This window comes from Paenibacillus sp. P46E (assembly GCF_001909095.1).
In the GTDB taxonomy this organism is placed as follows: domain Bacteria; phylum Bacillota; class Bacilli; order Paenibacillales; family Paenibacillaceae; genus Paenibacillus_AQ; species Paenibacillus_AQ helianthi.
In genome coordinates, this window is sequence record NZ_LVYZ01000042.1 from 87,505 (window position 1) to 100,300 (window position 12,796).

The 12,796-nt window shown below is 49.3% G+C and carries 9 protein-coding genes, 7 tRNA genes and 2 rRNA genes; 3 read left to right on the plus strand and 15 right to left on the minus strand.

The genetic code is table 11. The annotated features are described in order from the left end of the window. Nucleotides 1–65 precede the first annotated feature (65 nt). From A3849_RS15250 to A3849_RS15265, 4 genes are all read right to left on the minus strand, one after another. A complete protein-coding gene (locus A3849_RS15250; RefSeq protein ID WP_074112193.1) occupies nucleotides 66–1,304 on the minus strand; it encodes a serpin family protein in 1,239 nt (412 codons plus the stop codon). A gap of 112 nt (nucleotides 1,305–1,416) precedes the next feature. Continuing rightward, on the minus strand, nucleotides 1,417–3,549 hold the full coding sequence (locus A3849_RS15255) for a CocE/NonD family hydrolase (protein WP_074112194.1): 2,133 nt from the start codon (nucleotides 3,547–3,549) through the stop codon (nucleotides 1,417–1,419). 13 nt (nucleotides 3,550–3,562) lie between these two features. Beyond that, nucleotides 3,563–4,723, minus strand: coding sequence for a dipeptidase (locus A3849_RS15260; RefSeq protein ID WP_074112195.1), 1,161 nt, complete (start codon nucleotides 4,721–4,723; stop codon nucleotides 3,563–3,565). A 13-nt stretch (nucleotides 4,724–4,736) separates the two neighbouring features. Further along, nucleotides 4,737–5,711, minus strand: coding sequence for an ornithine cyclodeaminase family protein (locus A3849_RS15265; RefSeq protein ID WP_074112196.1), 975 nt, complete (start codon nucleotides 5,709–5,711; stop codon nucleotides 4,737–4,739). 160 nt (nucleotides 5,712–5,871) lie between these two features. Here A3849_RS15265 and fabV point away from each other — a divergent pair, with 160 nt between their 5' ends. Together fabV and A3849_RS15275 are read left to right on the plus strand one after the other, a co-directional pair. Further along, entirely contained in the window at nucleotides 5,872–7,062 is a 1,191-nt protein-coding gene (gene fabV, locus A3849_RS15270; protein ID WP_074112197.1) for an enoyl-ACP reductase FabV, read from the plus strand. A 225-nt stretch (nucleotides 7,063–7,287) separates the two neighbouring features. Continuing rightward, a complete protein-coding gene (locus A3849_RS15275; RefSeq protein WP_074112198.1) occupies nucleotides 7,288–8,451 on the plus strand; it encodes a YhgE/Pip domain-containing protein in 1,164 nt (387 codons plus the stop codon). 83 nt (nucleotides 8,452–8,534) lie between these two features. Here A3849_RS15275 and A3849_RS15280 read toward each other — a convergent pair whose 3' ends face one another. Then, complete coding sequence (locus A3849_RS15280) at nucleotides 8,535–9,434, minus strand: helix-turn-helix domain-containing protein (protein WP_074112199.1); 900 nt, start codon at nucleotides 9,432–9,434, stop codon at nucleotides 8,535–8,537. A 115-nt stretch (nucleotides 9,435–9,549) separates the two neighbouring features. On the opposite strand from A3849_RS15280, the gene A3849_RS15285 reads away from it, so the two are divergent. Next, nucleotides 9,550–10,761, plus strand: coding sequence for an MFS transporter (locus A3849_RS15285; protein WP_074112200.1), 1,212 nt, complete (start codon nucleotides 9,550–9,552; stop codon nucleotides 10,759–10,761). Nucleotides 10,762–10,828: 67 nt separating this feature from the next. Here A3849_RS15285 and A3849_RS15290 read toward each other — a convergent pair. The 10 genes from A3849_RS15290 to A3849_RS15335 form a co-directional block, all read right to left on the minus strand. Next, nucleotides 10,829–10,907, minus strand: a tRNA-Leu gene (locus tag A3849_RS15290). A 22-nt stretch (nucleotides 10,908–10,929) separates the two neighbouring features. Further along, nucleotides 10,930–11,006, minus strand: a tRNA-Arg gene (locus tag A3849_RS15295). Between the two features lie 6 nt (nucleotides 11,007–11,012). After that, nucleotides 11,013–11,087 (minus strand) — tRNA-Gly (locus tag A3849_RS15300). Nucleotides 11,088–11,171: 84 nt separating this feature from the next. After that, nucleotides 11,172–11,249 (minus strand) — tRNA-Asp (locus A3849_RS15305). 4 nt (nucleotides 11,250–11,253) lie between these two features. Next, nucleotides 11,254–11,330: transfer RNA gene (locus tag A3849_RS15310), tRNA-Met, on the minus strand. A 35-nt stretch (nucleotides 11,331–11,365) separates the two neighbouring features. Next, nucleotides 11,366–11,441, minus strand: a tRNA-Val gene (locus A3849_RS15315). Between the two features lie 79 nt (nucleotides 11,442–11,520). After that, nucleotides 11,521–11,592: transfer RNA gene (locus tag A3849_RS15320), tRNA-Glu, on the minus strand. An 83-nt stretch (nucleotides 11,593–11,675) separates the two neighbouring features. Next, entirely contained in the window at nucleotides 11,676–12,248 is a 573-nt protein-coding gene (locus tag A3849_RS15325; protein WP_074112201.1) for an AAA family ATPase, read from the minus strand. Between the two features lie 39 nt (nucleotides 12,249–12,287). Next, nucleotides 12,288–12,404, minus strand: a 5S ribosomal RNA gene (gene rrf / locus A3849_RS15330). A gap of 145 nt (nucleotides 12,405–12,549) precedes the next feature. After that, nucleotides 12,550–12,796: ribosomal RNA gene (locus A3849_RS15335) — 23S ribosomal RNA — on the minus strand; the annotation flags it as partial.

Consider the following 12,796-nt stretch of genomic DNA (forward strand, 5'->3'; position numbering starts at 1 on the left):
CCTATTGTGACCTGTGATGGGAACATTTATGCGCAGGAGGTGAAAGTTTGATGAATCGCCCCGTTTTATTTAGACAGCGGATTCTCAACGGCACCGATGAACAGCCAGACTCCGGTCTGACGTTCTTCGATCACAAATAAAAACGGCCGGTTGACTGTCATTTGAAAGGGCGGGTCGGGCGTAGGCGCAGCGCCCATATCCATTCCAACAATCGTAGAGGCTGACGATTCAGTCCCTTTTTCATTAACATCAATATAGGTTTTATGAACGATATTGCTGATGAAGATGGGATCAGAAGTATCAGCCAGCTTGGAGAAATCGCCCTTATCCGGATCAAAGGCACACTTCACGCCCAGTGCCTGCAGAGCTTCTTTCAGGTCCGTCCCGAAATTGGCCTTGAACCGCGGTAATCGGATGGTCCCCTGCTTCTCCACAAAGTCCTCTTCGGCTGGAAATCTGCCTGCCTCAAACCGGGCTTCCAACTCTTCCAATGAAGAATGTACACTTGGCAGAATAACGAGCATGTCCATCTGCTTGTCACCATAAGGAATGCGTATGGCTTGCCATTCTTCATGTTCAGAGTACGGGAAGTATCCCTTTTGGCTCATCATTGGCACTTGTACCGTTTCATCCGTGGAGAGTCGGAACTCTGCCTGCCGGGTATTCTCCACCGGAAAAGCTTCCTTCCATCCACCTTTGAAATACAGCGCGTTAACAAGCACGGCTACCGCTTCTGGCCCAGGAGGTTTGTCCAGCATCTGCGTTATTTTGTGCTCCGTATGCTTGGATACCCATCCATTAATCTCGCTGACCGACCGCCGTGCCGCCAAGTCTACCTTGCGGATCTCTGCACCATAATAAGTCTTGCTGGTTGCCAAGTATTCCTTACGCAGCGGAATGCCGGAGGTACCCCAGACAGAATTGGCCAACTTCAGATCAACCCCCTGCCCGGCATCCTGCATGAACCGCATGAGGTCCTGATGGCTTTTATTCAGCTGCATCCGTTCATCAGGGGCATAACCAAGCAGTCTTCCCAGCTCTTCCGCAGTTTCACCGTCGCTGCCAATGTAGGCTAGAGCCAGGGCGGTGGTGATACTATACGGCGAAATCGTCAGATTGCCACCGCTCTTATCCTTTAATTGGCCGAACAGCTTAAGCCCCAGCAGGTTGCTCTGCTGCGCCAGCCGGACATCCAGATTGTCCGCAGAGCCTTTTCTATCGGCATAGCTCATGTGTGCCCCACTTTGGCTGCAGCCTGCCAGCAGAAAAACCGCCAGCAGGAGCTTAGGTATTCTTTTGCCCATATCTGCACATTCTCCCCTTTCCACGTCGTCTTCAGCAAACGTATACACACGAGTGCCATTTACTGTTTAAGACGCAATCAGATGGAAAATGTTTCAAATTTCCTTTTTCAAATTATACGCTGGGAATCACAGGCAATAGGATATGGCTCGGATACTGGCTGTCATGGTAAATAGACTGCTGCACAATCACCGCTTCGTTATCCTCGTAAGGGTTATTACCTGTATTGTTGTTAGGAAAAGCTACGAATTTGCTGGAAGAGGTGACCGTGAAGCGAATCCGGTGTCCAGGAATGAAGGTATGGGCAATATTTTGCATAAAAATATCGTACTGCTCCACCTGTCCCGGTACCAGCAGCTGCGGATTCTCCAATCCATGCCGGTATTTGGCCCTCATAATATAATTGGACAACCGCAGGGAATCGCCCTCTTTATTCACATCACTGAGCGTTACTACCCAGTCGGTGTCAAAACCCGTACTCGCAGCGTAAATGACCGCTGACAGCTCTCCGGCGATGGTCAGCTTCTTCAGCAGTGGCTCGCTCGTATATACCACAATGTCGCTGCGCAGCTCATGTCTCCGCATATTCTCAGGCTCCCTCTCCCCGCTGTCATCTACAGGTTCCGCCGGATTATAGATGTAGGTATCTGCCGGAGAAACCTCTTCTGGCTGAGTTCCTAGCCTGCCATCACCCAGAGAGGAATTTGCCCGGCCATCACCGCCAAGATAGAAGGGAGTGATCACCGCCTCAACCGGTGTCCAATCCTCCGAGGTCCGCCAGCGGTTCTCGCCAACTACATAATATGCCGCGCGCGGCTCCAGATCGATACCATTGGGAATATCCTTCAGGAACCGGTCGAACCAGCGGAGTACGGAGACATCATAATCATATACTACCGCGTCATTTCCAAAAGCAACGCCCCCAAGATCTCTCGCCCGGTTCGGTCCATGTTCCCAGGCACCCAGGCGGATTTTACGGTTCGGCACATCATACTCAGTCAGCATCCTCCAGGTCTCAGAGACACCTGGGCTGTCGCCGTCATACCACCCGGAGATCACATACATTGGAACCCGGACCTGATCTCCACGCTCCGTGAAGGTACAATTCTTCCAGAACCCGTCATACTCCGGATGCTGGCTCCACAGCTCCCACGGCCCGGAGGGTCTGCCAATCATCTGCTGCGGTATATCTTTGATGGGCCTTGCATCGACAGCCGCTTCCGGGTTGACCGTAATGCCGCCAAAGATATCGAAATCCGTCCGTGTTCCCACCGACTGTCCAAGAGTCCATGACAGCAGCGGCCAGGAACAGAGTGTCCCGCCTTTACGGGCGGTGTCCACGAATGGCGAACCCACGTTCACTTCATCCACAACCGCCTTCAGATTCGGATGTCCGCTGGTGGCGGCAGCAACAGCAACATAGCCAAGATAGGACGCTCCCCACATGCCTACCTTGCCGTCCGACCATTCCTGCGCAATAATCCAGTCTATCGTGTCATAACCGTCATCCCGCTCGTTATAAAAGGGAACCAGTTCCCCCTCCGAATCCGCCCGTCCGCGCACATCCTGTGACACCACGGCATAGCCCTTGTTCGCCCAGCGCATAAAAATCTCTTTTTTACCATTGCGGTCGTAGCAGGTTCTGACCAGAATCGCCGGAAGCTTGGATCCAGACTGAATGCCCTCGGGCAAAAACACATCTGTAGCCAGCCTCACGCCGTCCCGCATCGGAATCAGATACGTCCCGAGATCGTTCACCCCATACTCCGGCTGGGACAGCAGCGGCTCATCGTACACGGTGAGGGGAGTGAGCTTTTCATAGCCCTCTTTTACAATCAATTCAATGCCATACCGGTTGGGCGCCAAAAAAGCGATAATTTCCCCGTCCAGCGTCACAATATCCAGTGCCGTATCCTTACGTAGCGCCCACACCTGCGAGGTCCGCTGTACACCCCGGATTTCAGCGTGATACTGGATATGTCTCTGGTACACATCTCCTGTAGCCAGTACCACCTCTTCTCCCACCCACTCTGTTTGACTGTATACATCGAGCTTCTCGCGGATTTTAGCCAAAGGAAGCACATATTTCGCTAGCGGGTCCAGTTTGTTTTCCTGCATTTGCGTGCGTCTGCGGGTATCCACCTTGGCGTGCATCACTTCCTGGGCCGTGAAATAAATCCGCCCGCTATACACACCCGAGCAGTAGAAATTAAACAAACTGTTATGTAAATTAATAGTCTCTGTCACTTCATCAAGCCCCCTATCCGCAAATTTGTTCAAATACTCGAAGCCAGTTGCCGCCCATGATCTTTGTAACATCTTCATCCGAATAGCCGCGTGATACCAGACCTCTGGTGAAATTGATGAAATAGCTGTATTTTTCCAGGCCCTTCACCAATTCCGTGGATGGCCCATCCCCCTTGGCAAAACCCAGCCTCGGTGCGACCTGCTCCTTGAAGTACACCAGCGACCATTCCAGATCACTCATGGGCCAGTCCGTACCGATACCTGCATGGTCAATGCCGACAAGCCGGATCACGTATTCAATATGGTCCAGGACATGCTCTATGGTGGTGTGGTTAGGGTCCTCATGTACAAACCACGGCATCGCAAAAATACCAATAACTCCGCCTGTCTCAGCTATTGCTTGGATCTCCTTGTCACTCTTGCAGCGCATATGGGGATAAACCGCCTCTACACCGGTATGTGAGGCAATCACAGGCGCCTGTGAGAATCTGCAGGCCTCCAGTGTGGTCTGTTTGCCGCAGTGCCCGGTATCCACGATGATCCCCAGCTGATTCAAGCGTTCCACAAAACGCACACCAAAATTGGACAATCCGCCATTTGCCTGTTCTGCACAGCCTGAACCAATCAGGTTCTGATTGTTATAGGTCAGCTGGAGAATTCTCAGACCAAAGCTGTGCAGGTCATCCAGCAGCTCCAGGTTTTTACCCAGTCCATCGGTTTCCTGCGCAGTGATAATTCCCGCTTTCCGGCCATCACGCTTAGCCTTGCGGATATCTTCAGCCGTCAAGGCTTTGACCAGCCAGGGCGAGGAATCGAACTGCAGCTGCACTTCAGCCATGCTAGTGATGATACTCCCCCCATCATTTAGATGGAGCTCACGGTTGCCGGCCGTAATTCCCGACTTATACCACTCCTCCTTGTACTGGGGGATCTCACCGCTTGCGGACAGCTTCGTTACCCACTTGGCGGGCATAGCACTGAAGAGCATGGGATCGTCCTTATAAGGCTCACACAGCTCATGAATCTTCCGGGAGATGTCCTCCGGGATCACGCTTGGCGACAATGGCCCCTGAAACAGCAGATCAATATTAATGTTCTCATCATGAAGGCGGCGTGCCCGCTCCTCTTGCTCCTCACTTAATTTGAAATCATACAAGCTCTCAGGTTCGTCCATGGATACCCTCCTCCTAAAATGCAATCTCGATACCTTTATTCAATAGAACCGCCTGTTCATAAACGTAATGGGCAGCGGCCAGATCTTCAATGGCAAGCCCCAGGCTTTTGAACAGTGTAATTTCCAACTCACTGCTCCTGCCCATACCGCTGCCGCACAATAATCCGCCGATCTCACCAACAATATGCCCGGAGGAGATAGCACCCTCAGCCAGTGGAATCAGATAGTCTCCCGCCTCATGGACAGCAGACTCCAGCCGGTCCACATAGAGCCTTGACCCGGCAACCAGCGTCGTATCCAGTTCGCGGTCCATCGGCCTGCAAGCGCCTACCGCGTTAATATGTACTCCCGGCTTGACCCATTCTCCGAAGAGGACCGGCTGCGTGGATGCCGTAACGGTGCAGATGATATCTGCATCCCGGACTGCATCCCGGACGGATTCAACCGCGCTGATCTGCACCCCCCACTTCCCGCTCATCACTTCCGCAAAGCGCTCTGCTTTGCCCTGCGTTCTCCCCCATACCTTGACATACCTGATTCGGCGGACCTGCAGCATTGCCTCCAAATGACTCTCGGCCTGCTCACCGGTCCCTATTATCGCCAGGACTTCTGCATCTCCCCGAGCCAGCAGCTGTGTCGCCACGGCACTGACCGCAGCCGTACGAATCGCTGTAATCGCCTGTCCATTAACTATTGCTCGGAGACTCCCCGTGGAAGCATCGAATAATGAGACAGCCCCTTGATGGGAGGGCAGCCCCAAGCTATGGTTATGCGGGAATACGCTGATTATTTTGGCTCCTGCCACGGCCTCCCGCCGCAAATACCCTGGCATCAGACCCATAAGATTCCCCTCCTGCAGGGGCAAGACCTGCCGCATGCTCTGCACCGCCTCACCGCGTGCTAGATCCGTCAGCACCTCTCCCATTACCTGGATCGCTGCCTTCATTGTCAATATCTCCGCTGCTTCGCTTCCACCTATAATCCTCACTCCTGTTCCCTCCCGTTTACCAAGTAATAGCAGATTACACAAATGCCCAAATGTACTGATGACTATAAAAATACAATCATACTTATCTTTCTAGGCCATCATTTGCTATACTCTATATTAGCGAAAAAAGTTAAAAACTAAAACAAAGGGGTAATCCTTGATGATCATTCAGCCAAAAACGCGCGGCTTCATTTGCACAACCGCCCATCCGGAAGGGTGCGCCAAACAAATACAGGAACAAATTGATTACGTAAAAGCACAAAAGAAGTTAACCGGACCCGTGAATGTGCTCGTTATCGGTGCCTCCACCGGATATGGTTTGGCTTCCCGGATTGCTGCCGCTTTTGGAGCCGGAGCCAATACGATTGGTGTATTCTTTGACAAGGCTGCTGAAGGAGTTCGCACCGCTTCTGCAGGGTGGTATAATTCTGCCGCTTTTGAACAGGCAGCCGCAGAGCAAGGCCTCAAATCCCACAGCATCGTTGGGGATGCCTTCTCAGATGCCATCAAGACCACAACAATTGACCTTATCAAGGCGGAATATGGCACAGTTGATCTTGTAGTGTATAGTGTCGCTTCCCCGCGCCGTACCCATCCCGTAACAGGCGAAACCTTCTCCTCCGTAATTAAGCCGGTAGGCACTGCCTATACGAACAAGACCATGAACTTCCATACCGGAGAGGTCTCAACGGTGACTATTGAACCTGCTACAGACGAAGAAGTCCGCCAGACAATCGCCGTTATGGGCGGGGAAGACTGGGGAATGTGGATCGATCAGCTACAAGCAGCCGGCGTGCTGGCAGATGGGGCAACCACAGTAGCCTACTCCTACATCGGGCCAAAAATTACCCATCCGATTTACCGGGACGGAACCATTGGACAGGCCAAAAATGATCTGGAGCAGACTGCTATCGCGCTGAATCAGAAGCTGGCTGCCTTAGGCGGCCGTGCTTTTGTATCGGTTAACAAAGCACTTGTCACGCAGTCCAGCTCGGCAATTCCAGTGGTTCCGCTGTACATTTCTGCACTGTATAGAGTGATGAAGGATAAGGAACTACATGAAAACTGCATCCAGCAAATGTACCGTTTGTTCGCAGAGCATTTGTATAATGGCGGCGAAGCGGCGGCAGACGGCAGCCACCTGATCCGTATCGATGATTGGGAAATGCGCGAGGATGTGCAAATCGAGGTTATGAGACGCTGGAACGAGCTCGAAACCGACAATGTCCCTGAACTGGCAGACCTTGAGGGCTATCGCGAAGACTTTTTCCATCTGTTTGGCTTCCAGACCGAAGGTGTGGATTACGAAGCCGATACCGATCCTTCGGTAGAGATTCCCAACCAGGTTTAAAGCTTCTTAATATTCCGCCTCACACCTGATAAATAAGCCGCTCCCTGAAGTTCGAGGGGGCGGCTTATTTACGTTTTCTATTTTTTCACAACGATCTGTTCCAACTCAATCGCTGATTATATCCGTATTTTTCAAAACATGAATATCACTCTTGTCAATTATATATCTAGATGATATATTACAATACGATATAGATCGCATTGGTATATAAAAGGAGATGTATTCATGTCTATTTCATTATTAAAAAGGTTTCTTAAGCAGCCTGTCACTATTGTCGGAATTATCACTGCACTCTTATTCCAGGTTTTCTTCAGCTTAATTTGGGTGACAGGGTACGATCATGTTAGTGACCGTGTAAACCAAATGTCCATTGCTATTGTTAATGAGGATGGCACCGCTGCTCAGCCAATCATTGATGGAATTAGCAGCTCATTGAAGTTCCGGCTCGAGACTGACCTGACCTTGCAGGAAGCGAAGGATGCGATGAACCGCCGTGATATCCGTATGATTATCAATATCCCGCAAGGGTTCACCAAGCAGCTGAGTAATCCAGAGGAACAAGCCGAGCTGGACTACTTAATCAACCAATCCAACCCGCAGATGGTGTCCAATGCCATGCAGACGGTAGCCGCTCAAATCACTGCCGCATTGAACAAGCAGACTACTGTGCGAGGCCTTCAGCAGGCGCTTGAAGCCATGCAAATTCCGGCCGCACAAGCCGATATTTTGAAATCCGGCATCTCGTCCCGCATACATGCCAATGTGAAGATCACTAACCCTGCTACTAACTTTGCCCAAACCATGGTCCCTTTGATGATTGTTACAGCCTCCTTCACCGGCTCCATGCTGCTTGCTATGAACCTGAACCGCGCTTCGATAGTTCTCTCTTCCCAGGCAGGCAAATGGCAGCGGTTCGCCGCACGCTTTATTATTATGGGTACCGTAGCCTTCCTGGCCTCTCTGATCAGCACTACACTGATTAATAGCCTAGGCATCCCGTTCACTACAGGATATTTCGCTACCTGGATGTTCGAATTCCTGATCATTCTAGCCTGTATGACAGTTGCACAGCTTAGTCTCGTACTCTTTGGAGATGCAGGCGCCTGGATGAACATCGGTCTGCTCTCCATTCAGATGCTGTCCTCCGGTGCGACCATTCCCCGCGAGATTCTGTCACCATTCTATGTCTGGATCGGCCAATTCTTCCCGGCCCGTTACGCCGTGGATGGCATGTTGGATCTCGTGATCGGCGGCCAGGGAATCAGGCACGACGTGCTCGCTCTCGTCTATATCGCAATCGCCTGCACCCTGCTCTCCGCTCTAGTGACTGTAGTCCGCCGTGCCCCCAAAAAGATTCCTGTAGAAGCAGCAAGCCCTGCATCCTCCTAAAACAAAAGAACAAGTCCGTGTCTCCTATACGGGCTTGCTCTTTTTCATAGCTACATATGAATAAAAGATAGGCTGCTCTTGTTCTAGCTAATAATTAAACTGCCTTCTGAACGTGGCGGCCATTCTTCATAAAGATGCTTTCGGCACACCTCCAACAGGGCAGTATAACTGTCCATGAAATCAAGCTGCTTCAGAATATCCAGATAGCTTTTTAATTTCGTGGTGTCCTGGCTTTGCTTTAGGCAGACTAATGTAATTTCATAGAATACAGAGGTCACAATCTTGTCGTACAGCAGGTTTGTTTTGTCAGCTAACGGTAATGCCCGTTTGAGAAAGAATAGGCTTTTCTCATAATTCCGCTCAGCGAGACAGATATTCGAGATGTTTTGGAGTAAATGTTGTTGAATAGTTCTACTCTCGGCAAAGGAACGATATTTATCAAACTCATGCACAGCCCTTTGCCCAAAAAAAATGGCATCATCACTGCTTAAAGTGAACAGGAAGTTGTTTAGCAGTTTGAACTCATACAAATACCAGGTATCCACCTCAAGCAAATACGGCTTGATAGTATTGGCTACTTCACTTATCTGCTTGATTTGATCTTCATGCCCATACTGGATCAGCACTCCCTGCCCAAGTAAATACAAATGGTAAAAGGCATCTGTTCCCGTACTCCGATACATCGCAAGGCATTCATGGCTAGTCTCCCTAAGCTTTTCAAAATCATACCGGTTCCCGGCTTCAACCAACGTAAGATGCAGTGTCCGTTTGATCGGCTGAGCGAGATCCTGATGCAGAAACAGCAGCTCTTCAAGAGACATCTCCAGTTTATCCAGAAGTAGAATCAGCTTGTCATAACCCGGATAATACTTCCCTCCCTCAAAACGCGACAGATTGGAGCGGCTCATAATTCCCTGGGCAACCTCAGTTTGATTCATCCCTTTGGACCTTCGAATCTGTTGAATCGTTGTACCTAGATACATCCTTTCCCTCCACTTTTGTTGTGAGTATACAGCACAATTCTCCAGCCTTTTTTTCATTGTATGCTACATTCGACGCAATGAAAATACATTACGGCAGAGAAGGAAGAGAATAAGAATGAGCATATATCGGAATCTGAACAGCACAGTTTGGAATATCCTCATAGGAACCCTTTTTACGAGAACAGCACTTTTTATGAGCACTCCTTTTCTGGCGATCTTTTTAACGAATCAAAAGGGCCTTTCCCTCCTGGATACAGGTTATATCCTCAGCATAAATCCACTCATCAATGTTTGTTTCGGCGGTTTTGGCGGATTCCTGGCAGATAAGCTTTCTTTGAAAAGAATTGTGGAGTACATCCCCATTGTCTGGGGAACCGTGTTCATACTCTTTTATTTTGCCGATAGTTCTTGGCATTTCCTCCTGCTCAGCGGCCTTAACGGATTATGCTACTCAATCTTTGAACCAGCAAGCAAAAAAATACTCTCTACCCAGACTCCCCGGGAGAATCGGCTACTGGTATTCAATCTGAGGTATGCAGCGATTAATCTCGGTGCTTTTGTCGGTCCACTACTAAGCCTGCTATTTAACATGAAAATGACATTATTTCCTTATGTACTCCTCGGCATTCTGTACATTCTATACGGGATATCCACACGCTTCTTCTTCCGCGATCTGCCGGGTATACATGTGTCTGAACCGCAAAAAGCGAAGTACAGCGCCCATGCCTTCAAACTACTCCTACAAGACCATGTTTTCCTCCTGCTGTTAGCCGGTATGAGTTTCTCCTTCTTCGGCTACTCTCAGTTGAACGCGACAGTGTCACAGTATCTGGCCAATACTAGTTCCTTAACCAACGGCGTTCAGCTATACTCTACCTTGTTATCAGCTAATGCCTTTATTGTTCTCGTAGCCCAGTTTGCAATGCTTCGTTGGATATCCAACTGGAACCCCTTTAACGTTGTACTGCTCAGCAATTTACTGATCAGCATGAGTTTTTTGTCCTTCCTTTTTACCGCTACCTCATTTATAGTTCCACTGATATTCATCCTACTTTTCAGTCTGGGAGAACTATTAATAGGTGCTCGCTTCGATACAATGGTAGATGAGCTTGCCTCAGAATCAGCCAAAGGCTTATATTTCGGCTGCTCCGAGTTCGTCAAAATCGGCACTATCGGAGGTCCTATCCTGGGAACGCTTCTGTTGAATCAATTCGGCTTCCAATCCGGATTCTCTGTATTCGGACTAATATGCCTCATATGCATAATCGGCTCCGGACTCATTGTTCTATCCAAATTCAAGCATCAGTGGAACATATTCAATACATAAGATAATTCCCACAAAATAAAAATAGCCTTGCACACCGCTAAAAGCGATTTACAAGGCTACTAAAGTATACCGGCGAGAGGACTCGAACCTCCACGGTTTCCCACTCGATTTTGAGTCGAGCGCGTCTGCCATTCCGCCACGCCGGCGAATTATTAGTTAAAAGATAAATGGCGCGCCCTGAGAGATTCGAACTCCCGGCCTTTTGATTCGTAGTCAAACGCTCTATCCAGCTGAGCTAAGGGCGCAAATTATGGAGCGGACGACGGGAATCGAACCCGCGACCCTCGCCTTGGCAAGGCGATGCTCTACCGCTGAGCCACGTCCGCACACGGTATGTATAGCATTCATTTCTTAAGTAAGATACCTCAACGAACCCTTAATGGATTATCGTCTCTAAAAAAGTGTAATAATGGCGGAACCGACGGGATTCGAACCCGCGATCTCCTGCGTGACAGGCAGGCATGTTAGGCCAACTACACCACGGTTCCAAATTGGTTGCGGGGGCAGGATTTGAACCTGCGGCCTTCGGGTTATGAGCCCGACGAGCTACCGGGCTGCTCCACCCCGCGTCAGTAATAAAAAATTCTATTCAATAATGGTTCCCTGGTGGAGGCTGAGGGGTTCGAACCCCCGACCCTCTGCTTGTAAGGCAGATGCTCTCCCAGCTGAGCTAAGCCTCCATTGAAAGAAGCAACTTAATGATCTTAACACATTCTCACGCAAAATGCAAACATTATTATAACCTTCAAATTAAAACAATGACTCGTATGGGATTCGAACCCATGTTACCTCCGTGAAAGGGAGGTGTCTTAACCCCTTGACCAACGAGCCTTAATATTATTATTCTTTTCGACAACAAAAAATATTATATCAAGTTTAAATGGATAAAGCAATAAAAATATTTCATTTTGATTTCAACTGATTCTTGGCAGTAGTGTGATATCTAACAGCAATGCAATACACTCTACCACATCTTCAATTGACAGCCGCTCTGTGTCCAAATGATAGTGGAATACCTCATGGTTCAAGCCCTCAACACATCTATCAATTTGTTGGGCAGCCCATGAATTTTCCTCCTCTCCACGGCTTCGCAATCTTGTTAACAGCGTTTCACGGGAGGCCCGTAAGGTGAACTGACTAATCAGTATTCCTTCCTCTCTTAGTCTCCCTACGATCTCTATGAAATAAATAGGATCAGCCACTGTCATCGGTACGATAACCGTCCCACTGTATTCAGAATCTATGTATTTCAACATTTGATAATTAAAGTCTCTCCAGAGAGTATAATCCTGGAAATCCGTTTTTGACATGACATGCGGGATGTTTTCTCTAAGATAATATCCAGTTATCTCAGGGTCAAAAACAAAGGACTGAGGCAGCCTGCGATGCAGCTCATAAGCAACTGATGTCTTCCCGGAACCAAATGCGCCATTCACCCAAATAATTATATGAACCACCACCAAAATATCATATTTATTACTATACACAAAAAAGCCATTGTCGATGACTCAACAATGGCTTCATGTGCTTGGCAACGTCCTACTCTCCCAGGACCCTTCGGTCCAAGTACCATCGGCGCTGGAGGGCTTAACGGTCGTGTTCGGGATGGGTACGCGTGGAACCCCTCCGCTATCGCCACCAAACGGGCATTTGCGGTGCAAATGCATCATTCAGGTCTCAGCATCGCCAAATGCTGAAAACAACTCTTCTTCAATTAACCTCTTGGGCCTCATGAATCGGAACTTGATTCCTGAAAACTGAATCCGAAACGAATCTGCGTTTTATAATTTGGATAAGCCCTCGACCGATTAGTATTGGTCAGCTCCACACGTTGCCGTGCTTCCACCTCCAACCTATCTACCTCGTCGTCTTCAAGGGGTCTTACATACTGGGAAATCTCATCTTGAGGGGGGCTTCACGCTTAGATGCTTTCAGCGCTTATCCCGTCCGTACGTAGCTACTCAGCCATGCTCCTGGCGGAACAACTGATGCACCAGCGGTACGTCCATCCCGGTCCTCTCGTACTAAGGACAGC

What these genes read in the sequence shown, in the direction of transcription:
- A3849_RS15250 (WP_074112193.1), bottom strand. Translation starts at nt 1,304, where the DNA reads ATGGGCAAAAGAATACCTAAGCTCCTGCTGGCGGTTTTTCTGCTGGCA.
- A3849_RS15260 (WP_074112195.1), bottom strand. Translation starts at nt 4,723, where the DNA reads ATGGACGAACCTGAGAGCTTGTATGATTTCAAATTAAGTGAGGAGCAA.
- fabV (WP_074112197.1), top strand. Translation starts at nt 5,872, where the DNA reads ATGATCATTCAGCCAAAAACGCGCGGCTTCATTTGCACAACCGCCCAT.
- A3849_RS15275 (WP_074112198.1), top strand. Translation starts at nt 7,288, where the DNA reads ATGTCTATTTCATTATTAAAAAGGTTTCTTAAGCAGCCTGTCACTATT.
- A3849_RS15280 (WP_074112199.1), bottom strand. Translation starts at nt 9,434, where the DNA reads ATGTATCTAGGTACAACGATTCAACAGATTCGAAGGTCCAAAGGGATG.
- A3849_RS15285 (WP_074112200.1), top strand. Translation starts at nt 9,550, where the DNA reads ATGAGCATATATCGGAATCTGAACAGCACAGTTTGGAATATCCTCATA.